This window comes from Micromonospora sp. NPDC051227, assembly GCF_044455385.1.
GTDB lineage: Bacteria > Actinomycetota > Actinomycetes > Mycobacteriales > Micromonosporaceae > Micromonospora.
In genome coordinates this window covers 188,127-210,177 of the sequence record NZ_JBITET010000006.1, presented here as the reverse complement: position 1 = coordinate 210,177, position 22,051 = coordinate 188,127, and the positions used below count along the sequence as shown (strand labels likewise).

Annotated in this window: 18 protein-coding genes; 2 read left to right on the top strand and 16 right to left on the bottom strand. The window is 67.5% G+C overall.

The window, feature by feature from the left end; translation table 11 throughout:
• Positions 1–26: 26 nt before the first annotated feature.
• From ACIA47_RS17725 to asnB, 7 genes are all read right to left on the bottom strand, one after another.
• Positions 27–845, bottom strand: coding sequence for an ABC transporter permease (locus tag ACIA47_RS17725; protein ID WP_203116000.1), 819 nt, complete (start codon positions 843–845; stop codon positions 27–29).
• On the bottom strand, positions 842–1,843 hold the full coding sequence (locus ACIA47_RS17720) for an ABC transporter ATP-binding protein (protein WP_203115999.1): 1,002 nt from the start codon (positions 1,841–1,843) through the stop codon (positions 842–844). The genes ACIA47_RS17725 and ACIA47_RS17720 overlap by 4 nt, the downstream gene beginning before the upstream one ends.
• Positions 1,844–1,845: 2 nt before the next feature.
• Positions 1,846–2,649 (bottom strand): ABC transporter permease, encoded by an 804-nt coding sequence (locus ACIA47_RS17715; RefSeq protein ID WP_203115998.1) that lies wholly within the window; start codon positions 2,647–2,649, stop codon positions 1,846–1,848.
• A 2-nt stretch (positions 2,650–2,651) separates the two neighbouring features.
• Complete coding sequence (locus tag ACIA47_RS17710) at positions 2,652–2,924, bottom strand: PqqD family protein (protein WP_203115997.1); 273 nt, start codon at positions 2,922–2,924, stop codon at positions 2,652–2,654.
• A 2-nt stretch (positions 2,925–2,926) separates the two neighbouring features.
• Positions 2,927–3,703 carry a hypothetical protein gene (locus ACIA47_RS17705; protein WP_203115996.1) on the bottom strand — a complete coding sequence of 259 codons (777 nt, stop codon included), beginning with the start codon at positions 3,701–3,703 and terminating at the stop codon, positions 2,927–2,929.
• Complete coding sequence (locus tag ACIA47_RS17700) at positions 3,700–4,386, bottom strand: type II CAAX prenyl endopeptidase Rce1 family protein (protein ID WP_396709106.1); 687 nt, start codon at positions 4,384–4,386, stop codon at positions 3,700–3,702. Before ACIA47_RS17700 ends, ACIA47_RS17705 begins: the two co-directional genes overlap by 4 nt.
• A gap of 116 nt (positions 4,387–4,502) precedes the next feature.
• Positions 4,503–6,743, bottom strand: coding sequence for an asparagine synthase (glutamine-hydrolyzing) (asnB, locus tag ACIA47_RS17695; protein ID WP_396709104.1), 2,241 nt, complete (start codon positions 6,741–6,743; stop codon positions 4,503–4,505).
• Positions 6,744–7,596: 853 nt separating this feature from the next.
• Between asnB and ACIA47_RS17690 the strand changes: the two genes are divergently transcribed.
• Together ACIA47_RS17690 and ACIA47_RS17685 are read left to right on the top strand one after the other, a co-directional pair.
• Positions 7,597–8,277 carry a hypothetical protein gene (locus ACIA47_RS17690; protein ID WP_203115993.1) on the top strand — a complete coding sequence of 227 codons (681 nt, stop codon included), beginning with the start codon at positions 7,597–7,599 and terminating at the stop codon, positions 8,275–8,277.
• Between the two features lie 43 nt (positions 8,278–8,320).
• Positions 8,321–8,686 carry a hypothetical protein gene (locus ACIA47_RS17685; protein ID WP_396709101.1) on the top strand — a complete coding sequence of 122 codons (366 nt, stop codon included), beginning with the start codon at positions 8,321–8,323 and terminating at the stop codon, positions 8,684–8,686.
• A gap of 6 nt (positions 8,687–8,692) precedes the next feature.
• Here the strand turns inward: ACIA47_RS17685 and ACIA47_RS17680 are convergent, their stop codons facing one another.
• The 9 genes from ACIA47_RS17680 to ACIA47_RS17640 form a co-directional block, all read right to left on the bottom strand.
• Positions 8,693–9,511, bottom strand: a complete 819-nt coding sequence (locus ACIA47_RS17680) for a class I SAM-dependent methyltransferase (protein ID WP_203115992.1) — start codon at positions 9,509–9,511, stop codon at positions 8,693–8,695.
• A 391-nt stretch (positions 9,512–9,902) separates the two neighbouring features.
• A complete protein-coding gene (locus tag ACIA47_RS17675; protein ID WP_396709099.1) occupies positions 9,903–11,165 on the bottom strand; it encodes an ATP-grasp domain-containing protein in 1,263 nt (420 codons plus the stop codon).
• Entirely contained in the window at positions 11,162–13,222 is a 2,061-nt protein-coding gene (locus ACIA47_RS17670) for a prolyl oligopeptidase family protein (RefSeq protein WP_396709097.1), read from the bottom strand. The genes ACIA47_RS17675 and ACIA47_RS17670 overlap by 4 nt, the downstream gene beginning before the upstream one ends.
• 38 nt (positions 13,223–13,260) lie before the next feature.
• Positions 13,261–15,009, bottom strand: a complete 1,749-nt coding sequence (locus tag ACIA47_RS17665) for a flavin reductase (protein WP_396709095.1) — start codon at positions 15,007–15,009, stop codon at positions 13,261–13,263.
• A complete protein-coding gene (locus tag ACIA47_RS17660) occupies positions 15,009–17,420 on the bottom strand; it encodes a tetratricopeptide repeat protein (RefSeq protein WP_396709093.1) in 2,412 nt (803 codons plus the stop codon). Before ACIA47_RS17660 ends, ACIA47_RS17665 begins: the two co-directional genes overlap by 1 nt.
• A 414-nt stretch (positions 17,421–17,834) precedes the next feature.
• Entirely contained in the window at positions 17,835–18,725 is an 891-nt protein-coding gene (locus tag ACIA47_RS17655; RefSeq protein ID WP_396709091.1) for a DUF6024 family protein, read from the bottom strand.
• Complete coding sequence (locus tag ACIA47_RS17650) at positions 18,722–19,933, bottom strand: HAD hydrolase family protein (protein ID WP_396709089.1); 1,212 nt, start codon at positions 19,931–19,933, stop codon at positions 18,722–18,724. Before ACIA47_RS17650 ends, ACIA47_RS17655 begins: the two co-directional genes overlap by 4 nt.
• Positions 19,930–20,637, bottom strand: coding sequence for a hypothetical protein (locus ACIA47_RS17645; RefSeq protein ID WP_203115984.1), 708 nt, complete (start codon positions 20,635–20,637; stop codon positions 19,930–19,932). The genes ACIA47_RS17650 and ACIA47_RS17645 overlap by 4 nt, the downstream gene beginning before the upstream one ends.
• Entirely contained in the window at positions 20,634–22,022 is a 1,389-nt protein-coding gene (locus tag ACIA47_RS17640) for an MFS transporter (protein WP_396709087.1), read from the bottom strand. Before ACIA47_RS17640 ends, ACIA47_RS17645 begins: the two co-directional genes overlap by 4 nt.
• Positions 22,023–22,051: the final 29 nt, after the last annotated feature.

The following is a 22,051-nucleotide window of genomic DNA, read 5'->3' as shown; positions in this document are numbered from 1 at the left end:
CGGCGATCCCGTCGCAGACATCATGATCAGAAGAGGGTGAGCTGGCCCGTGCGCTGCGCGCGACGCTCGCCGATTCGCAGGATGAAGGACGCCAGCACGAGCATGACCAGGGTGCTCACACCGAGGCCGACCAGCGGCCCGGCCAGTTCGTTCAGCCACCGGCCTTCCAGCAACGCACCCCGGACCACAATGAGGCTGCCGGTGAGCGGCAGGACGGTTCCGATCGTGGCGATCCACCCCGGCAGCATGGACAGCGGAAGACGGGCGCCACTGGAAAAGGCCATCGGGCCACCGAGCACGGTGAACAGGAAAGACGAATCTCGGGAGAAGATCAACATTCCATTCAGCAGGGCACCCCACCCGACCGAAGGCACGAAGAGGGCGAGGAAGGCGACCAGGAACATCGCCGGATGTGCAACGTGCACCGCGTCGGCTGAGGCCAGCAACGCAAGGCTGAAGCAGGCAAACAACCATACGTTCTGTACCAGCGCTCCCACCCCGTTCGCGACCACGAGGACCAGCCGCCGAGCGGGGGAGAGAAACAGCAGTTCCAGCGTTCCGGTCTGGCGTTCGAACGAGAAGTGCCAGGCGGACTGCACGAGGGCGAAGTAGAAGGAGAAGCCCACGGCGCCGGTGGCGATGTAGGCCAGCAGGCTGTCCGGATCCGCCGCGGCGGGCCACCGCGCCGCAATGGAGTCGCCGACGACCGGCCGGACCGTGTAGTAGAGCGTCAGGAGTTCGAACAGCGGCCACAACAGCATCGAGAAGAAGATGGTTTTGCTGCCACTCATTCTCCGACGCTGCTTCAGGGCTTCCGCTCTGAAGACGCGCAGCAGGTCGATCACGGTGCGACGCCCACAGGGGGGTGGGCACCGTCGGCGATCGCAAGGATTGCATCCTCCAGCGACGGGTTCGTCACGGTGAGGTCGATGATCGCACCACCGGCGGCGACGATCGCGGTCACCAGCGGCCCGGCGATGTCGTCGGGGTGCAGCAAGGACACCACGAGCGTGCCGTCGTCACGACGTTCCTCGGCGACGGAGGCGCTGATCCGAGCGGCGAACTGGGCCACGGCGGCGGCCACCTCGGCGGACGGGTTGGGCACGGCCACCGTCACGGTCTTGTGGCAACCCGCACCCGCCGTGAGCATGGCCGGACTGCCCTCGGTGAGGTGACGGCCCGCCGCGATGACGTAGACGTGCTCGCACAGTTCCTCCACCTCGGCGAGATAGTGCGACGTCAACAGGACACCCTTGCCGTTGCGTACCAGCTTGGCGACCACCTGCCGCAGGTCACGCGCGATCGGTGCGTCAAGACCCAGAGTCGGTTCGTCGAGCAGGAGATAATCCGGGTCGTTGATCAGACCGCGCGCGATGGACAGGCGCTGGGCCATCCCGCGCGAATAGCGCTCGACGACGGTGTCGGCGGCGTCCGAGAGCCCGACGAGGTCCAGCAGTTCCTCGCTCCGCTGCCGGCGTACGCCTCCCGGTAGGCCGTACAGGCGGCCGAAGTAGTGCAAATTCTCCCTGCCGGTCAGCTGCGCGTAGACCATGCGTTCACCACCGGCGATGAGGTTGATCCGGCGGCGGACGGCCCGCGCGTCAGCGACCGTATCCAGCCCGTCGACCGTGATCGTCCCCGATGTCGGGCGCAGTAGCGTGGCCATCATCTTGATGGTGGAGGTCTTGCCCGCACCGTTCAGACCCAGCAGGCCGGTCACCCGGCCCGGCGGAATGACCAGCGACAGCCCATCCACCGCGACTTTCTCGGTGCGCGGGCCGAACAGTCCACGCGGGATCCTGAACGCCTTGCGCAGGTCGCTGGTGATGATTCCTCTGGCCACTTCTAGGATGTCCTCTCTACTGTGCGCCGCTCGGCACGGGGCAGCAACCAGAGCCCACCGACAAGATATGCGGCGCTCACGGACAGCCCCGCCACGAGTCGACCAGACATCCGCGCCAGGTCGAAGTCGCCGGACAGCGCAGCACGGACTAGGTCGAGCGCCGCGGTGACCGGGAGCGCCTCGGCAAGCCACTGCGCGGCCAGTGGCAAGTACTCGCGAGGGAACGTGAACCCGCAAATGAGCGCCATCAGGAGGAAGACGGTGTTCTGCGAGATGTGCGCCTCGGAGGCGATGAGCATCACGGCACCCAGCACAAGCGACATCGCGAACAGCGCGACGACGAAGACAACGATCGCGATGGCGAGCCCGACCGGATCGGGCGCCGGGATCGTCACTCCGAGCGTGACGGACACGGCCGCGATGGCACCGGCCTCAGCGAGGGTGCTCAACACAGCGAAGGCAACAAACCCCAGTAGGTACGGCATCCGACTCGCCGGTGCGGCGACCAATGCCACGAAGGTGCCCTCGCGTTCCTCCGTGATCAACGCCTTCGCCGTCCACAGGATCAGCCGCACCGCGAACGTGTACATCACCGCCCCCACAGCGACGTAGCCCACGTAGTGCGCGGATCCGGTGATGCTGGTGAACTCCTGGCTGACGCCGTCCGGGCCGACCGCCTGGAACGCCAGGTAGGCCAACGCGATGGTCAGCGAACCCGACAGCACTGTGGAGGCGAAATAGGTCCACGGGTAGGCCCGCCGGGTAACGGTCCACAGGCGGTGGAACGTGGCAATCGCGACCTGCATCCCTAGACGTCCCGGATATCGATCACGTCGGCGGCGACGAGATCAGTCAGCAGCTCCTCAATATCGGACACCGCATCCTCGACCGCGATGTCATACTCCGCGGCCAGTCCCTCGCCGAGCTGCCGAATAGTACGACTGCCATCGATGCTCTTGTAGATGAAGGCCGCCACCTCGGAGAGCTCGAAGGCGTTGTCTCCACGGGCGATGAAAACCTTGCCGCGGTACTTGCGCCAGCGGGTGTCCAGCCGGGTACTGGGAACCGTGTTGGGCGTCATGGTCATATCTCCACTTCCATCGACAGCGCCTTGCAGAGCCCGGCGACCTCCTCGACCCACCGGCGCGGGTCCTCCGGGTCGAACGTGCGCATGGTTTCGACTGCCCAGTACCGATCGAACGGCAGGCTCGGCGGGTCGACCTCACGTATGCGGCGTGACCGCCATTTCGGCGACCGCCCGAACTCACCGTGTGCGGCGAGCACGGTGTCCACAACGTGCCCGAAGGCCAGCCGTGCCGACAGTACGGCGCTGTGCACGTCTCCTGACGCCAACTGTCCGACCACGTCCTCCAGGCAGTCGTCCGCGTTCGACAGGCAGTCGGTCAGTACGAATGCCCGGAACGCCGACGCCTCGATCCGGGCCCGCTGCTGAAGCACCCAGTCCTCGCCGGCGAGCGGCCGGCAGGTGAGCAGGCGCTCGAGAAATTCTTCCTCCCAGGTGGTGAGCAGTTGCCCGCTGGGGGTGCCGTCCTCGAAGCGACTCCACGAGACCTTGTCGATGATCTGCCCGACCTGCCCGTCGAGCCAGTACTTGAGCTCCCACCGCCGGCCGTCGACGTGGATGACCTCCGTGGCGATCTCCGCGGGTTCCAGCGGCATGGGCTCGAAGCCGTTGGTCCCGCTGCGCCACGGCTCATCGGAGACCAGGCAGATGTCGAGATCGCTGACGGCGTTGTCCCAACCGCGGGCGACCGAGCCGACGATGAATGCCGATCGGCAGCCGGCGGGCAGCAGGCCGCGAGCCCTCAGGTGGTCCAGATGTGCGGCGTGGTCGTTCATGAGGCGTCAGGCTTTCCTGTGTCTTCGCGTTGGAGCTCGATGATGACGCCGGGCAGGTTGTTGATGAGGTGCGCCAGCAGCGCCGGGTAGAGCGACTGCGACAGCACGGTCAGGGCAAGCAGGAGGACGGCGGCGGCGATCTCGGTGAGAGTCGCGCGGGTCGTCCCACGGCCGTTGCCGCCCGGCGAGACATGATGGCGGGCGACGAACGCCACCGCGGAGAGCAACCCCATCGGTGTGACGGCCGCCGACGCCGCGGTCAACACCACACCACGGAACAGTGCCTCCTCACCGAACGGCCCCGCAGCGGCGCACACAGCCCTGGCCCGCCCCTGGGTGCGCGGCGTCGGGCCCATGAGGAAGGCCAGTAGGCCGGACGGCACAGCCCGAATATCGAGGCCACTGACCAGCCAGAAGACGCCGCCGACCGCGGCCGCTGCGACGAACCACCACCAGTCGGCAAGTTGTGTGAGCAGATCCCGTTGCGCCACCACCAGCACGATGAGGGCTCCGCCGGGGGCGACCAGACCGCAGAGTGTCTCCACCCAGAAGCTGCGTCCCGAGCGGTGAATCCTAGGCAGCCGCCATGGCAGGCACAGCAGTGCCGTCTCCACGACGACCAACACGGCTACCGTTCTCGACGGACCGCCTTGGGCCCACAGGGCGACGGCGAACGCGAGCATGCAGGACGCCGCGGCGACCCGTTTCCCGCTCAACGGCCAGCTTCGCCAGTCGAAAGTTCCGGCGAGTGGCCCGTTGCGGGACCGGTCCTCGTCGGCTTGGACGCTCGATGTCACGACTATCCCGCCGCGGCCGGAACCAGCAGCGGGCGGTCAGCGCCGTCGGGCAGCTCCCCCGCCACCGTGAGAACACCGAGATCGAGAGCCTCGCCGAGCGGTTCGTGGACGGTCGCTGCGGCGCAGCCGACCTCACCGAGCAACGCGCCGAGGGTGCGCGCACCGTCGACGGAGGTGAGTAGGCGGTGCCACTCAGGAGTTTCGCTGCCGTCCACGACATATTCGATCGTGCCGTCCACCGCCACGTAACACACCTGCGGATCCTGCGGAGCTACGAGCAGAAGAACATTGTCGGCAACGGTGAGGACGGCGGTGGAGCTGACACTCTCGCGACGGAGGACCTGTTCGTCGATTCGGGCCCGGTCCTCGTCCCAGTCGGAGATGGGCATTCGAAGGGGTACGGCGGCCTCTCTGGCGTCGACGGGAGCAACGGGTGGGCACGTCGCCATCTGTTCCAGCAGCCCGAGGTTGACCACCCGGAGCAGGAACTCGACGTGCCCGGAGCCCGGGTCGGCCTCGAGCGCGCGCAACGTCGCCCTGGCGTTGTCCGCGTGGATATACGCCTGCGCACCCGGACTGCTGAGGGCCTCCTCGAGCAGCGCGTCGCCGTTGTGGGTGAGCATGCGCACGAAGGCTCGCTGAGTGTGCCGCACCCCGTCGCCGTAGAAGAACGGCACCTTGGGCCGCTCGGCGAACTCCGAAGGCAACACACCGCGCATCGCCTTGCGCAGGATGTCCTTGTTCCAGACAAGGTTGGGACGAAGTGCCCGAGGAATCTGGGCGACCAACTCGATCATGCGGTGGTCCAGGAACGGTACCCGCGCCTCGATCCCGCTGCCTGCCGCGGTGCGGTCCTCATGCCAGCAGTTGTACTGCTGCATGTCCCGGTACTTCCACCTGAAGAACTGCTCGTAGGGGTCGCCGACGGACGCCGCCGAAGCCCGGTAGAGGACGTCGTCCTGTAGCAGCGGGTGGTTTGACTGCTCCCACCAGGCAGCGAAGCCCTGCTGCGAGGGGCGATGATCCCGCAGGCTCATGTGACGCAGGTTTGACTGGAAGTCATCCCAGGAGCCACCGCCGGCCATCGAGACCGTGTAGCCACCGTTGAACTCATCGCTGCCACCACCGAGGAGCATGCCCTTGATCCCGGGGAAGGTGGCCTTCACGTATCGGTACAGCTCACGCTTGTAGTAGATCTCCGGGCTGCACTGCGGGGTCTCGACCAACCACAGGAGCTGTTTCCACTGTTCGGGCGTGGGAACCTCGGCGACGTCGAAGACCACTTGGTGGTTGTCCAGACCCAACATCCTGGCCGCGCGGTGGCCGTACTCAGCATCGCCGTTGGCGATCGTGCTCCCGTTGATCGCGGTGAACGTACGCGGCCGCACAGTGCTCAGGGCGGCGACAGCGACGGAGTCGATGCCTCCGCTGAGGAAGAGCCCCAGATCGACGTCCGCGACCTCGGTCTCGCGCACGGAGGCAGCGAACAACTCTCCATACGCGCTGACGAACTCACCTTCGGACATGTCGGTGTTCTCGGTGAACTCAGGAAAGGCCCAGTACCGGTGGCTCCTGGTGTGCCCGTCGCGCAGACTGATTGTCATCACGGTGCCGGCCGGAACGAGCTCGATGCCATGGAACCAGGTGTTGGGCTGGCCGTCGGCAAAGTACGGAGCCCCGTTCAGCGCCTGGTCGGCCAGGGCACCCGACCAGTCCAGCTCGCGGGGGCAGTCAGCGTCCTGGAACAGCGCCTTCATCTCCGAGCCGAAGACCACGCGGTCCCTGTTGCGGTGGTAGAAAAGCGGCTTCACTCCGAACCGGTCCCGGGCAAAAACCAGCAGGTTGCGTGCGCGGTCCCACAGCACGATCGCGAACATCCCGCGGACATTGTCGAGAAACCGCAGACCGTCGCGCTGGTAGAGGTGCACCAGGACTTCACAGTCGGAGCCGCTACGAAACCGGGTGCCAGCGGGAAGCCCAGCTGCCAGCTCGCGATGGTTGTAGACCTCGCCGTTCGCGATGAGGACGACCTGCTCGTCTTCGCTCCACAGCGGTTGGCCTCCGGCGACCGGATCCACCAGCGACAGACGCGTGAAAGCGAGGCCCACCGGCCCAGAGCGCAACAGCTCCTGCTCGTCGGGGCCGCGATGGGCCACCGCGCGCGCCATCTGGTGCAACAGAATGTCCGTCTCAGCGGACAGAGCGCTGCCGTCGATCCTTGCGAGTCCGGCCAAGCCGCACATTGCAACCCCACTTGCGACTGAGAGATGTCATTCGGGAAGCCTGGCCAGGGCACCGCAGGCCTGGCCCACGATGCCCTGGCACACACGCATTACGGCGTGACGTCGAGGATGGTGCCGAAGTCAACCTTTTTCGCGGTCGGCTTGACGTACTTCTTCATGCAATTCACCTCCTCCTGATGTATGGCCGGCGTGCCGATATACCTACGGATGCGGGGACACCGACGCCGGTCGCCACCGATTGTGTCCGCCGGAAGGCGGACTCCTCCAGACACGGAAGGGGTTCATGATTTTGTTGGCGGAAAGACGAACCCCCCAAGAACCGCAATACGGTCATCCTGGGCTGCACGACGATCGATGCACCGCGCGACCGGTCAGCGCTGCCCGGGTAGTTGTCAAAGCGCGTGAGGATGGTGGCGCAGCCCGCAGTCTGCCTGCGGTCAACGAGGTCCACCGGACCGGCTGGCCGCCCGGAGCCGTTCCCGATCGGCGCGTGGCTGGACTGGGCAAAGCATATTCGATCTCGTAACCTCACCGACGGCAGTCGATGCCGCCGCCCTCGACGACGACCGTGGCCAAGCGATCGTGGGAGGCGGTCCTTCTCGGACTGCCGGCTGCGCCGTCCCAGGCGGCGAACCTTCATCGTGCCGCTGCCCGGGGCCGACTGGATATCGGGGGAACATGTCGGAGACTCACGAGGTCGTGGTGGTCGGGCCGGAATGTTCGGCTCAGCGGCAGCCAAGTACCCCAGTAGAGCCGGAGACGCGGTCACGGTGATCTGCGGAGCCAGCGAGCTCGATCCGGTCAGGCGCCTGACGGCCCTGTCCCCGCCACCAACCGCACGACTGGAGGAATCATGGAAAATCTGGAGTCCGTTCTCGCACCGCTCGACGGCGTCGACTGGGAAGACATCGACCAGGTCGGCTCGGCGAGCCGCAAAGTCCTGAACGCCATCGATGCCGACCGCGGAATCCTCCGGCGCGCGATCGACGACCTACCGTCGCGGCCCGAACTGCTGGCGATGTGCGAGCACCCCGACATCGACGACGCGGACGGGAAGGGACAGCAGCTCGACAAGATCGTTCTGTACGCGAATGCGGAGACCGGCGTCCGGGTCCGGTTGCACACCTTCTGGCCCGGCTACTACGACCTGCCGCACAACCATCGGTGGACGTTCGCCAGCCTGGTGCTGCGCGGCGGGTTCCGCCACTACCTGTACGGCGACCAGGGCCCTGACGACGCCGTGCCGCAGGCCGCGCCGCAGGCTCTGACTGTCCGCGAGGAGCGTGCCGGAACCACGTACGCGCTGCACCACCGGGCGCTGCACGCGCTCATCGCCGAGCCGGGCTCCGTGTCGCTGGTCCTGCGTGGTCCGGCCGCCAAGGACCGGTCCTTCCTCATCGACCCGCAGACCGGCACGAGGCTGTGGCACTTCGGCGCCAGCACCGAGTCACCGGAGGCGGTACAGCGCAAGCGGATGACCCCTGCCTTGTTGCAGGACCTGAGCGCCAAGTTCCGCGAGTGGGATCTCTTCTAGAGTCGTAGCGCCACACCATCGGCGAAAACCCGTATCCGAACCCGTGTCGCCCGACACCGTGGTGCCACCCCGACTCGACGTCCGCCTGCGCCGGTTCCAGGGATCCATCCTGGCCGCCGAGTACAACGTCGACCCAGCCACCGCGCTCGACGACGCCGTCGACATCCGCGTGCCGCTGACCGATCTGCTGCCGGAACGTTACGAGTGTGCTGCTGGCCGGGTCGCTCGACCGCGGCTGGCAGCACGCCCGCAGCGACGCGATGTCTACGTCGTCACGAGGAGCCGTGGCGGTGCCGGTCCGACGGGATCGATCTCGTCATGCTCGTCCCGGACACCGTGCCTACCGACGGTGTCCGTCCCGGAGTCGTGGGACGCGATCCTGGTCGCCAGCGAGGACGTACAGCACTGACGAAAATCAACCGCCGGCCTGAGCACGGCCCGCTGACGGCAGCCGGTACACCGCGACAAACCTCCGGGCGTTCACGTCGAACGGCGCTCGGCCGAAGGTGGACCAGCGCTGGTCGCTCACCAGCCCCGCCCGCGTCGCGAGATCGTCGAGTTGGCCGGGAGTCACATAACGCTCCGTCCAGGACGAGCAGCGCAACCGCTCCCGGTCACACCTGACCCAGGTGACGTGCACGGTCTGCGCCTCGCCGTCGTGCCGGTAGATCTCGTACTCGCAACCCTCCGGCGACACCTCGGTCAGCCTGATGCCGTCTGCCCAGCGGGCCAGGCGCGAGGCGCCCGCGTGATAGGCCTCGACCACCACCCTCCCACCCGGTGCCAACAGGTCACGAGCCCGCTCGAGGAACCGCTGCTGGTCCGCCCGTGAGTCCGCGTAGAAGAACGTGTGGAAGACACAGTAGATCAATGTGTAGGTGCCACGGATCCCGGTCAGCCGGAGGTCGTTCACCAGCACCTCGACATCCGCACGTTCCACGTTGTCCGCTTTAGCGCCTAGGACCTCAAGCATCCCCGGGGAGGGGTCGACGCCGACCACCCGCAGGCCGGTCCCACTGAGGGGGATCGCGACCCGACCGGTCCCGACGCCGACTTCGAGGGCCGGGCCGGATCCGGCGAGGTCGCGCAGGAAGGCCAGTTCGTCGGCCGCGTATTCCTGGTCACCCCACAGGCGGTCGTAGTCGGCGGCAATGTCGTCGTAGAAGCGGTTCATCCCGTCGCGGGCCTGCCCATCCGGCTTCGTCCGGCGAGCTGGTGGCCCCTGCGTCGCCACCAGCTCGATCAGACGCTACCGGCTCCTGCACGTCGCCGCCAGGATCACCCGCACCGCCCGAAGAACTCTCCAACACCGCGAACTGGCCCTGGACCACCGACCTGACCAGAGCATTCAGCAACTTCGCCGCGGGATGTCCCGTAACTCGTCCGTCTGTCTGCTGAGGATGGCCGGGCAGGAGGTTCGGGTGCAGGTGATCACGGCAGCACGCCCGGAGTGGGCCCTTTTCATCGTGAGCTCCGGCTGCTGAGGCCGGGTACGCGACGCGACATGGGGGGCCGGCGCTGCCCGGACGCACCCGGACCTACCCGTCATTGCCATGCGGGGCGGACGCGCATGACCCCCCGCGAAGCAGCACCAGGCAGGCTCGCGGTACAGGCCCGCGACCGCGTCAGACTGCCGGCGCCGACGGCTCCACCTGGTAGAAGCCGTCACCGTCGAGGTACCTGGCGGTCAGGATGTCGTTCATGACCCTGCTCTCCTGCTCGTGCACCAGGTAGACGCGCATCGGGTAGGTCCAGTCGTCCACGGAACGATGGATCTGACCGCCGGGCCGGACGTTCAGCGCCAGCGCGTGGAAGCTGTCCAGCCCGCGCAACTGCTCCATCTTCGGGTAGCCGATAAGGTTGCCCGACTCCGGCGCCACCATGTTGACCAGCCCGGCATGCCGGATCAACGAGTACTCGCTGGTGGCCGCCCCTTGGAGGTCGACGGCGCCGGTATACGCGTCGACGGTCCAGTCCAGTTGGCTCGCGCCGATCGCGGCCTTCACCGGGATGTGCAGGTCCGCTCCACAGGCACGTGCGGCCGTCTCGATCAGCCGTGGCCCCTGGGGGGTCAGCTTGAGCTCGGTGTGCGCCGGCCCGTGGCGCAGCCCGAGCGCGTCGAGGACCCGGATCGTGTAGTCGGCCAGCGGGTCCTGCTCGAGCCCGTGCCGGGGCAGCAGCTGGGCGCTACCACCCAGATCGCGCACACCGTTGGCGGTGATGTGGTGCATCCTCCAGATGTCGGTGACGCGATGGATGCCGTCGAGGCTGACCGTGTTGACGATGTATTCGCCTCCGACCAGGTACTCCTGGGCTAGGACCGCGTTGTTGCGGGCTCCCAGCGCACTGTCCGTGCCGATTAGCGCGCTGAAGGCGGACTTGAGGTCATCAGCGTCGGCACAGAAATGGATGCCGTCGTTGCCGGCACTGCGTACCGGCTTCAACACCACCCGGCCGCCGAATCCGTCGTACCAGTCCAGGAGCGTGTCCAGGTCGGAAACCAGTAACTGCCCCGCGGTGGGCACACCGGCCGCTCGAACCGTCTCGAGCATGCGGTACTTGTCGCGGCGGGCACTGCCCAGCGCGGTGCCGTTGCTGCGCAGCCCGAGCCGTTCACTGAGGATGTCGGCGAGCTCGACACCGCTCTCGGTACCCGGAATCAGGCAGGCGGGCGAGTGCCGCTCCACGGCCGCGGCAGTGGCGGCAACATCGCCGTCGTGCACGATGTCAGCGATGAAGTCACCAGCCTGGAAGCTGCGCCCGTAAACCGGGTGCGGATCCGCGACGCTGCGGACGTGCACGCAGCGGAAACCACGCTCCCGGAAGATCGGGGCGAGGTCGCGGGCGCTGGAGTAGGCGTCGACTATCACCACGATGTCGCTGGTCAATGTAGCTCCAATCCGGTGTGCCAGGCGAGGAAGGCGAGCGTGTCCGCGGCGAGCGCGGCCATCCGCGTCGTTGAACGGCCCTTGTGGCCCGCGTCTGATTCGCTGCGCAACAGGATCGGCGCATCGCCGGTGGTGGCGAACTGCAATGCGGCGCACATCTTACGGGCGTGCATCGGGTCGACGCGGACATCGTTGGCGGAGACGGTGAACAGCACGGCGGGATACGCGGTGCCCTCACGGACCTGGTGGTACGGCGAGTAGCCGAGCAGCCAGCTCAGATCCTCGGGGTGCTGAGCGGAACCGTACTCGGATACCCAGAGGCTGCCCATCCCCACCCTCTCGTACCGGACCATGTCGAGCAACGGCGCCTCACACACCACGGCCCGGTACAGGTCCGGCCGCTGCACCAGCGCGCCCCCGACGAGCAGCCCGCCGTTGGACCCTCCGTACGCCCCGAGCTGAGCCGGTGTGGTCCAGCCACCGTCGATCAGGGCCTGCGCGGCGGCGTGGAAATCGTCGAACACGCGCTGCTTGTTTTCGCGCATCCCAGCCCGGTGCCAGTCCTCGCCCTCCTCCCCACCGCCCCGGAGGTTCGTCACGACGTAGACGCCGCCAGCCTCCACCCAGGCCAGGATCGACGGGTCGTACGCCGGAACCTGCGACGACCCGAAGCCGCCGTAGCCGAACAGCACGGTCGGGCGGGGGCCGGTACGGTCCAGTGGCTCGACGATCAGCATGCGAACCGTCGTGCCGTCGGCTGATCGGTAGCTCACTTGCGAGCTGAGTACCCTCGGCACGGGCACCGCACCGGGGGCGGTCGCCCACAGGCCGGTGCTGCCGTGGCGGGCGTCGTACCGCAAAGTGGCGCCCGGTGAGGTGGAGTCGGTGTACGAGAACCACACCTCGTGGCCGCCCTCAGGCCGTTCGAAGAGGCCGGAGATCGATCCGATGCCGGGCGTCGCGACGGTGCCCAACTGTTCGCCGGTTTCCAGATCGTGCACGGTGATCTCGTTGACGGCGTGCCGCGTCCAGCCCACCACGAGCAGCGGCCGGTCGAGTTCCGGACCGTCCAGGATGGCGAAGTCGGTGAGCACCGCCTCGGGGTCCTCGGACACCAGGTCCTGCCACGCCTCATAGCGCAGGTCCGCTGGGGAGGCGACACAGAGCCGGGAGCGCGGGGCGTCCCGGTCGGTGAACAGGTACGCCCGGCCGTCGCGGCACATGTACACCCCGGTGTCCGCGTCGACACCCACCTGAACGGGACGCAGCTGTGGTGCCTCCGGGCCGGCCACGGTGAGGTCACCCAGCCATACGTCGCTGCGGTTCTCGGTGCCCTGTGACGCGCCGAGGCTCAGCCAGTGGCCGTCCGCGCTGACCAGAATTCCGTAATCGGTGGTGTCGGGCATTCCGTCGCCGAACACCACGACGTCGTTCCGGTCCGGATCCGTGCCCACCCGGTGCAGGTGGACCCGTCGGGACGTGTCCCCGGGCCGGCGGCGGACGTAGTAGTAGGCGGTGCCGTCCGGGAGCCAGGCGAGGGCGCCGTGCCGGACCCCGCCGATCGGGCCCTCCAGCTCCGTGCCGGTGGCGACATCCACGACGTACAGGAACGATTCCTCGTCGCCGCCCCGGGAGGTCTTGTACGCGAGCCGGTCACCCAGCGGGGCCACGTACCACGATTCGAGGACGGTGAGGCCGGTCGGATCGAGGAGCAGCGGATCGAGGAGCACCCGCTCCGCCCCGGACGGATCCACGGTCAGCAGCACGGGGCGTTCGGCATCGGGCATCCGGCGGGTGAAGAACTGGTGCTCTCCCCGCCAGACCGGAGCACTGACCGTACCTGTTCCCAGCAGCGTGGTGATTCGGCGGCGCACCGCCGCCCGTCCCGGTAGCCGGCTCAGAAAACCCTCGCAGAGCTGATCCTGGGCAGCGAGCCAGGATCGGCTCTGCTCGCACTGGGCGTCCTCCAGCCAGCGGTACGGATCCGCCACCCTGTACCCATGGAGCAGATCGATCCGGTCATCCCGGTGGGCAGGGGGATATTTCCTGGCCAACACTCACTCCTGGGGAATTCGCCGGTAGCGGTGACACCCGATCACCTCGTGACGCCGGGTTCGGATCGGTCGTCAGGCAGCGTTCGGAAGCGGCCTCCGGCGAAGACCAGCGGACCGTGTCCATCGTCCGGGTCGGCGGTGGCGAAGGACAGCACCCGGGCCAGCACAATGGAGTGGTCACCGGCGGTGATGAGCCGCTCGACCCGGCACTCGAGCCAGGCGTGCCCCTCCTCGAGCAGCGGCGCGCCGGTTTCCTTGCCCTGCCGCCAGGCATGCCCGTCGAACTGGGCCTGCCCCAACGCACGGTGCCGGTCTGCGAAGTGCATTGCGGCGTCCCGCTGCGCTGCCGACAGGATGGTGATGCCCAGCGGCGAGTCGGCCTCGAGGAGCGCATGCAGCCGCGCGGTGCGGTCGATGCAGATCGACACGAGCGCCGGGTCGAGGGAGACGGTGACGAACGAGTTCACCGTGGCGGCGTGCGGGACCAGACTTTTGAGGGTGGAGACGACGGTGACTCCGGTGGCGAAGGTACGCCCGGCCGCTCGGACCAGCCCGACCCGCCGTTGCGCCTCCGCCTCCGCCTCCACGTCCCTGCCGGTCGGCGCCGGTTCAGGCTGTGCGGGGGCGGTCGCGGTCACCGGCGTCCCGGCGCCGAACCGGCGGGACGCGACCTGGCCGATCAGTGCCGAGATCAGTGCCGTGCCGGCGCCCAGCAGCAGGAGCACGGTGAACGAGTGGTGCGGCGGACCGAACGCGGTGAGGCCCAGGAACAGCAGCACGCTTACCGTCACGCCGGCGAAGGTGCCCAGAGTGAACAGGCCGGACGCCCGGCCCGCCCGTTCGACCGGTTCGTCGGCCAGGATCCTCGCCTGGAACACCACCGCGAACACCTGGCCGGCGAGAAGCATGGTGGTGCTCGCGAGCACCGCGATCCAGGCGGTCGTCACGAAGGTCATGCCCACCAGCGACACCGCCACGGCCACCGCGGCGAGGATCCCCGGGCGCAGCCCGTGACCGCGGCTCACCCGTCCGGCGAGCGTGGAGCCGATCACCGCCCCGACCCCGTTCGCCAGGTTGATCACGCTGAGCCAGGTGGCGCCGCCGCCGAGGTAGTTCCGCGCGACCACGTTCGGATAGACGTTGATGACCCCCGCCCCGGCGTTGAGTGCGAAGACGGCAGCCAGCAACCACCTGCTGCTCAGGGCGAGCCGGACGAGCAGCAGCGCGGACACCACGAAGGTCACGATGTCCAGCATGATCAGTGTCGGCAGGTTGCTGATCTGCAACATCAACGGCGCCGAGGCAGTGCCCAGAACAAACATGAGCCAGTCGATCCGGGTCACCCCGGCGAGAGCTGCGGGCAACCCCTCGGTGGGCAGGGTCTGCCGCAGGTAGGCAGTCTGCGATGCGGTGAACAGCGGCGTGAGCAGGCTCAGCACGGCCATCGCGGCGATGGTCGCCCCGGTGGTCACGGCACCCCCGGCAACGGTGGTGGCGAGCAGGATGCACAGCGTCAGGGCGCGCAGGATGTCCAGCCCGATCAGCGTGCGCCGGGTGTCCCGTCGGTCGGCCAGTGGGGCCAGCACCCGCGAACCCACAAGGATCGGCAGATACACCAGAGCGATCACAGTGGTGAGTAGCGCCGCAGAACCGTGGCTCTGGTTGTAGGCGAAGTAGACGACCCCGGTGCGGAACAGCCAGTTGCCAAACTGGCTGACCGCGTATGCCGACAACAACGTCCGAGGCGGGCGTACTCTCCCCGGCGCGGTGGGCAGGACCTCGGCGTGCATCAGACCGCTGCAATGCCCGGCGTCTTGGTTACCTGCTCGCGCAGATCGGCGACCTCGGTGGCGTCCGCGCCCCCTTGCGCGGCAAGCTCGACGTCGGCCAGAGCGCCGGCCGTGTCACCGAGCTCGTGGCGCAGCAATGCCCGGTTGTAAACGTAGTCCGGGTCGTCGGAGAGACGCACGGCGGCGTCGAGGCACTCGAGAGCCTCCGCCTTCCGCCCACCGGTGTGCAGCACGTGGGCCAGGTTGTTCCATGCCTCGGTGAGCTTGTCGTCGTAGGTGAGCGCCGTGCGCAGGCTCTCTTCCGCCTCCTGGATGCGCCCGAGCTCCAGCAACGTCAGGCCGCGGTTGGTCCAGGCGAGAGCGTTGCGGGGGTTGTGGTAGACGGCAGCGTCCAGGCTCTGCTGGGCTTCGGCGAACCGGCCCTGCTTGAGCTGGAGGATGCCGAGTCCCAGATGGGCGCGCGCCTCGTCGGGATTCAACTCCACGGCCCGCCGGAAATCGGTCTCCGCAGCGGCCGAGTCAGCCATGCGCACGTACATCTGCGCGCGGTTGAGGTGTGCCTCGTAGTACGGCGGGCACAGGGCGATGGCCCGCTCGTAGTACTCGATGGCCTCATCGAATCGGTCGATGCGCTGGAGCATGTTGGCGAGATCGTTCGCGTATTCCCCGTAGTTCGGGTCGAGCGCGATGGTCTGCTGGTACACCTCGTACGCCTTGGTGTAGTCCTTGAGCATCTCGTGGATCTGGGCGGTGTTGTAGACCAGGATCGACTGGTGCAGCGCGAACCGGTCGTCGCCGTAGATCTCATGCATCCGTTCCATGCCGTCGGTGCACAGCTTGAGTGCCTCGTCCATGCGCTTCTGCCGCGCCCGGATGTACGCCAGTGCGTTTTCCGCGAACACCTTGATGTACTCGTACTTCGGGTGGTCGCGGAAATCGGTACTGATCTTCTCGAGGTTCAGCAGAGCGAAACGCTCGGCCGTGACGAGATCCGGGGGCGACTGGTACCGGCCATGCGCCATGCTCTGTGAATAGAGCACGGTCGGGGTGTACAGGCTGTGCGGGAAGTGCTGGTAGAACGTGTCCAGGTAGGAGATCGACACATGCGCCAGGCCGAGTGAGTACAGCACGAACGCCATGCGGAGATAGACCAGGTTGTGCGTCTGTCCCCCGCCGGGCAACGTGCGCAGCTGCGAGTTCGCCCAGAATCGCGAAAACAGATCGAACCAGGTGTTGTAGAGCCCAATCTCCTGCAACGAGATTGACAGCGGTGCGAGCGCGACCACCTGGTCGGAGGCGTCCCGCAGGCTGAGGTGGTGGACCGGGTGCAGGACCTCCTCCTGCTGGTCGGCCAGCTCGGCGATGACCTCCCGGTGCATCCGCTCGCGGGCACCTTCGTCGTAGGTCTCGTAGTTGCGCCGCGCGATCGGGTCGTCGTCGGCGCAGTGGCCCTGGACGTACTCCTGGAGCAGGTCGTACCGGCGGCGTTCGCCGAGCAGACTCAGGCACAGGTCGATGTGGGTCTCGAAGGTCAGGTAGCCGGGCAGCGACACGTTGACGTCGGCGCAGCGCAGCAGCGCCGACAGGCGAGCCGGACGGCCCTGCGACAGCCGCCACAGGTTGTCGAGCTGCTTCGGCGCGGGCGACTCGAATCCCCAGGACTCGATGAGTTCGCGCGCCTCGGGACGTGACAGCGCCGGAAGCGAGATCTGAACGCTGTGCTCGGCCAAGCCGACGTCGAGATCGCGGTTGACCAGCAGCACGACTTTCAGGTTCCGGCCCAGCGTACGACGCCGGGCCATGATGTCGAGGAATTGCGTGACGGTCGGTGACAGCTCGTCGGCGTTGTCGATAATCAGCGTGCAGGTCTGCCCAGTGGTGGCCAGGTAGCTGTCGAGGAATTCGTAGACGCCGTTGAGCAGCTTGCCCTGGTAATCGTGGTAGTAGAAGCGGGTCCGCTCATCCCGGCCCGCCACGCCGGTGAGATCCTTGGGCATCCGGAACGCCGGTGACTGCCGGTGCGGGAAGATGCGCTTGAGCGACTGCTCGGCGGCGGACACCAGGTCGGGGTGGTCCGTCTCGGCGGTGGCGATCGCGTGATCGACCAGTGGTTGCAGGCCGGACAGATATCCGTGCGTCAACCGGTTGCCGTCTGCGGTCAGGACCAGGTGCCCGGGCCGGTGATCCGGCTCGAAGTCGCGCCAGGCGCGCACCGTGTCGAGCTTACCGCTGCCGTCCGGAGCGGTGACCGCGAGGAACATCGCGCCACCGGGATTCTCCGAATCCAGGTGGTCATGAGCCTCGTTCAACGCCGCGAAGAAACCGCGGCGCACGCGGGAATGTGTAAAGGTCATGTCGGATCTCCTGACATTCGGGAACCTTCTCCCAGGCCAGAATGGGGGGCCACGCATCGCGGGCCCCCCATTCCATTCGCCTTAGCTGGCGACGTACGGCGTGGTGGTGCGGACGGTCTCCTGCTTCTCAGCAACCTTAACCTTCATTGTTTCACCTCCTGCCACGAATCGTGCAATCCACTTTGGAGCGGATTGGTCATTGCCTATTATGAGGTCGGCCATAGGGGGTGTCAACAGGGCGTTGAGCAGGACTTATCCGCGTCTTCGGAGCTTGCCGGCATTGACATAAATCTGGCCGTGTGATGAGTGAAACAAATCGTTGCGAACCGGCAGCGAGTCCTGTATCAAGGGCTAAGCAATGCGACATGAGCGTGCTTAAAACAACTCCCGAGATCGAGTCGGCGAACACCAGGTCACCCAGCAAACGCATTGACCGAAATAAATTGTCTATGGTAGGCTCTCGCCGCTCTGTCAGAGCAAAGCCCGCCCGACTGCTGCGCGGAACGCGGCGGTGTGATCCACCGGAGCGTCGCCCGCCCGTCCAGGGATGTGATGGGAGAACCGGGCTGCGTTCGCGTCGGCCATGTGCCGCCAGCCGCGCAGTGACATGCGTTCCGTGAGCGGGCTGCCATCGATCGTGGTCAGGCAGACGAACGGGACACCACCCGCCGTGCCGAGCGGACGCAGGCCGTGCCCGGCGCACCAGGAGCGCAGGCCGTCGTCCAACTCGAAGCGGACGCGATTGAACACGCGCCCGTCCGCGGCGGTGAGCGCGGCCGTCAGCCGGCGCAGTTGGTCGAGCGACTGGGCGCCGCTCTCTGCGATGGCGAGGGCGGCATGGACCGGTTCCAGCTGGGGAACCTCCCGCCGCACGAGCACGATGCCGGCGCCGACGCACAGGCCGAGGTGCTTGTGCGTCGGCGCCACGACGACATCTGCCGCGCCCAGCAGGGATGCAGTCAGGCAGGTGCCGAGTGACTGGGCGGCGTCGACGAGGACGGTCCGGCTGGCGCCGCCACCCAACGGGTCGACCGCGCCCGTCACCGGTGACACATGGGTGCGGAACTCCCATGTCGCCTCCGAGTCGTCGGCGGGCAGGATGGCGGCGTACGGCGGGTAGTGCTGCGACCCGAGGCCGCGGCTGCCGATCCGGTGTCCCGCCCGGGTGGCGGCCCACCACACGGCGAGCAGGCCTGCGGTGGTGTTGTGGGTGAGGTACCCGATGAACCGGTCGGCGCCGAGATCCCGGACAAGCGTCTCCGTCGCCGTACGGCGCAGCCGGGCGGCCGCCGCGAAGTAGTGCCGGTCGCCGTCCGTCTCCTCGAGCGCCGGATGCAGCGCGGCGGCATCCAGCGCGCTCATGACGGGCCTATCGGGATCCGTGCCTGTGCGACCGCCGCGCGCAACATGGCGGCGACGCTCGTGTCCTCGGCGGCCACCCGGCTGATATGACCGGCGTACTCCAGACCGGGCAGGCCGTCACCCACCACGACGCCCCGATCCGCCTCGGCGAGCAGGATCTGATCGTTCGCGTCGTTACCGAAGGCAACCACCGGCCCGTGCACAGCCGGCAGGATCATCGACAGCGCAAGTGCCTTGGTGGCGCCAGTCGATGTCACGTCGAGGACCCCGCCGGCGTGCGGGAACAACTCCAGCCCGGGACCGGCCAGATCACGCAACCCGTTCAGCAGCGTCTCGTTACCGACGGTGTCGACGGCCAGCTTGACCGCTCCGTGGCATTCGGGCTCCTCACCGGCCTCCAGGTCGATCCGGTCCGGGTAGCTCATCCACGGAAACCCGCCTCCGCGGACCTGGAACCGGTCGCCGAAATCCACCCAGTAACCGATCTCCGTGCGGTCGAGGTGGGCCACGAGCGCGCGGAGCCGGTCGGGGGGGAGCTGGATCCGCCGCTTCACGGTGCCGGCGGCGACATGAACGCCACCGTTGCAGCAGAGCAACTCGGCGCGGTCGGCAAGTGGACCGACCAGTGCGCGGACCCCGCGCGGTGCCCGCGAGGTGGCGAGCACGAGCCGGATGTCGTCGCGCGCCGCGATCTCGTTCAGCGCCGCGGACACGGCTGCGCCCGGCGGCCGGTTCTCGAAGGCCAGGGTGCCGTCCAGATCGGCGACCAGGACAAGGTCACCGACCGGTTCCGGCCGGTGGCGCGACCGCAACAGCCCTTCGGCGAGCAGTCGCGGCACCACCTGCTCGCCGAAAACCGATCCGAGACGTATGCCGTCCGAGGCGTAATCGGCGTCAATCCAGGCGACTTCGTCGATCTCCTGCGCAGGCTGGGCGGTGCCATCAGCCTCAGCAAGATAGACCCGAATGCGCACGTCCGTCGCGGTCTCCAGCGCCGAGCCGGCGGTGTACTCGCCCCACGGCTCGGCGGCGCGCAAAGTGAGCCCGGCCTCCTCACGCAGTTCGCGAGCGAGGGCCACCTCGTCAGTCTCGCCCGGCTCCGGTTTGCCGCCCGGCGAGATGAAAATCGGGGTACCGCGTTTGCGAACCACCAGGAGAAGGCCACCGCGGAGGACGACCGCGGCGACCTTCACAATGGTGTTGCTCACGCGGCGACCGGCTTACGCTCGTCCCCGCCGGGCAGAAGGCGGCTGCGGCCGGTCAGGAAACCGATGATGTCGCGCGAGAGCTCCTCCTTGGCCATCAGGTACGCCAGGATCGTCTCGTCGGACGGGGTGGTGAAGCTGTCCGCGAAGATCGAGACTCCCTCCAACGACTTGGTGGAGAGGCCGAGCTGGAGCAACCGGTACTTGACGTCGTGTTCCGAGGTGGCGAACTCATAGATCGGGCTGCGGTACTCCAGGCCGTACTCGGCGATGAACTTGTCGAAGTACGCCCGGGCAACCCCTCGCTGCTCCGGGTACTCCTGCTGGTAGGCGGCGATGCCGTCGTTCACCAGCGTGATGCCGTTGCGCAGGCAGTAATCGATGACGTGTGCGTGGATGGCGATCTTCTCGCCGAGCAGGACCAGGTTCTTCTCGTACTTGAGGATGTCCTCCTCGATCGACTCGATGGCGATCGAACGGAACGCCCCGCTGATGTCCTGCACCACGTGGGTCACCACCAGGTCGCCGAAGCGGGCCCGCAGTTCCTGAACACGCAGGGCCAACGCCTCACGGCGCAGCGAGCAGCCACTGTTGGCAGTGAACAGGTGCACGGGGATGCCCTGGAGCATTAGGCTGCACGCCGCGAGAGTGCTGTCGCGCCCTCCGGTGAACATGACGAGCTGAGGGGCTGGCGAGTCGTAGTTCATCTTGAGTCCTTCGTGAGGGGTGCTAACTCCGCGTCGCCGCTATGGGGACGAGGGGACGGGCGAGGTGGAGCAGGGCGGCGGCCGACGACGAACGCCGCCAAGCCGCCAATCACCAGGAAGGCCGCGGAGACGAACATGCCCACCGCAACGTCGGTCGCCCGTCCTGGTGCGGGCACTACCCCGGTGGCGGTGGCCAGGGCGAGCCCCAGCGCGCCACCGACGTTCTGGAACATGACAAGAAAAGCGGAGGCCACGCCGCGATGAACGACCGCGACGTTGTCCACCGCGCCGATCGAGGCAGCGGGATAGCACATGGCGACGCCAACGCCGATGACCACGATGGCCGGGAGGATGCCGGTGGCGTAGGAACGGTCCATTCCGACCAACCCGAGGTACGCGAGGCCACCGGTGATCAAGGCCATGCCGACCATCAGCACCCGTGCCGCGCCGACCCGGGTCACCAGGCGGGCGCCGAGGGCCGCGGCAGCCGCGTTGGCGATGCTCTGTGGCACCAGCGCCAGCCCGGCACCGAACGCGTCGTAGCCCCGGTCGGTTTGCAGGGCCAGGCTGATCAGGTACATCGAGGTAACGATGGCAGCGAAGACTGCGGCCAGCGCCAGGCAGTAGGCGATCACCCGGCGGGAACCCAGTACGTCGACCGGGATGAGGCGACCGGTGCGAGTGGTGCGGTGCCGGTAGAAGAGGGCGCAGGCGGTGGCACCGGCAAGTTGGAGCGCGATCCACATCGGAGCCGTGGTGCCGACGCCACCCACCGCGCTCATCAGCAGCATCAGCGCGGCGGTGAGGGAGAACGCGCCGACGATGTCGGCCTTGCCCTCGGAGTCGACGTCGGCCGGCGCCAGTCGCAGGGTCACCAGCAGCACCACGATGGTGAGCGGGAGGTAGAGCAGGAAGCTGAGACGCCAGCCGAGGTCCGTGACGACCAGGCCGGGCACCACCAGGCCCAACGAGAACCCGATCGAACCCATGGCGCTGAAGATGCCGATCGCCCGGTTCCGCTTCGGCCCGGGCGACAGGCCGGTGGTGATCAGCGCGAGAGCTGCGGGAGTGCTCAGCGCCGCTCCCGCGCCCTGAATCACCCGGCCGAGGACGAGCGTCCAGCTGCCGGCCGCAGCGGCGCAGACGACGCAGCCAAGGCTGAACAGCAGAATCCCGGCCTGGAACACGCGGCGCTTGTCATGGATGTCGACCAAGCGCCCGGCCACCGGCAGGAACGCGGCGTAGGCGACCAGGAACGAACCGGCGACGAGTTGGAGCTGTGTGCCGGTGAGCCCCAGATCGTCACGGATGGCACCGACCTGCACGTTGATGCTCGACGCACTCATGCCCTCCACTAGGAGCGCCGAGCAGATTGCCAGCGTCATCAGTAAGGACAACGTCGGAGTACCTGAGT